This is a genomic window from Campylobacter sp. MIT 21-1684 (genome assembly GCF_026241315.1).
Lineage (GTDB): Bacteria > Campylobacterota > Campylobacteria > Campylobacterales > Campylobacteraceae > Campylobacter_D.
The window spans coordinates 1-990 of sequence record NZ_JAPHNA010000054.1 but is presented as its reverse complement, the minus strand read 5'-3'; the positions used below and the strand labels follow the sequence as shown (position 1 = coordinate 990).

At 31.4% G+C, this 990-nt stretch carries 1 pseudogene; it reads right to left on the bottom strand.

Going from position 1 to position 990, the window contains the following annotated elements:
* A pseudogene (locus OQH62_RS08505) lies at positions 1 to 920 on the bottom strand (hypothetical protein); the annotation flags it as partial.
* Positions 921 to 990: the final 70 nt, after the last annotated feature.

Sequence of the window (990 nt, the reverse complement as noted above, 5' to 3'; positions counted from 1 at the left end):
TCACTCAAAGGAGTAATATAATACTCCCCTTCAGGTATAGGACCTTTATCTTGTAGCATTTGTCTTTCCTTTTCATAAGTGAAATGAAACCTAGTCTCTCCTTGTTCATTCTTTATCTTCTCTCCTCTGCCACTGACTGCTTGAAAAGAGATTCTTTGGATTGTATCCCTTTCATTAACAATAATTGTCAAAAGTTTGCCATTAAAGTGTAAAGAAATAACATTAAGTGGCACTAGCTCTACCACAAACTTATGTGTTAGCTTAGCATTCCCCTTTTTCTTATTTATTGTGATAAGAGATTCTATTTCTTTCTTCAATTTCTTTAAAGTATCATCATCATCAAAGTGTAGATTCTTAGTTTCTTTAGGTTGTGTTGTTGTCTGTGTGGTAGTCTCTAGGGATAAAACATACTCACTTTCTTGTGTAAGATTCTCATCTTTATAGATTTTAAAATGTATTGAATTTTCTTGTAATTGTATATAGTATTCTTTTTGTGTTTGATTACTAGAATCTTGATTTGCTAGGGTTTTTAAAGTGTATGTTTGAGTAGGGTTTGGGTATTGAGAGAGTGTTTTACCATTAAAATAAAATGCAGGTATCTTGTCAAAACTTTCTACACATAAATGCCCATACTCATAACTCCTGCATATTTTCCTATTGCGGTTTATAGGATAGGAATAATAATCTGGGTGGTTTATTGTGATTTCAAATCTATTGATATTTTTAATGTGTTCTTGGAGGTTAAAAAGAGTTTCTCCTTGAGAATTTGTTTTATCTGGTAAAGCAATCTTTTGCCCTTGTCTTTGTCCCATAGCCAATAAAACAACCTCTGCATTTTCAATAGGATTGTCTTTAAAATCTACAATCTGTATTCTTAATGTATCTTTACTATACTCTTGGGTGTTTTCTTTATTTGACATTTGTTCTATTAATTCCTATATTTTGAGATTTTTTAAAGTTTTCTCTCTCCCATCACTCTGCCTTAATCTC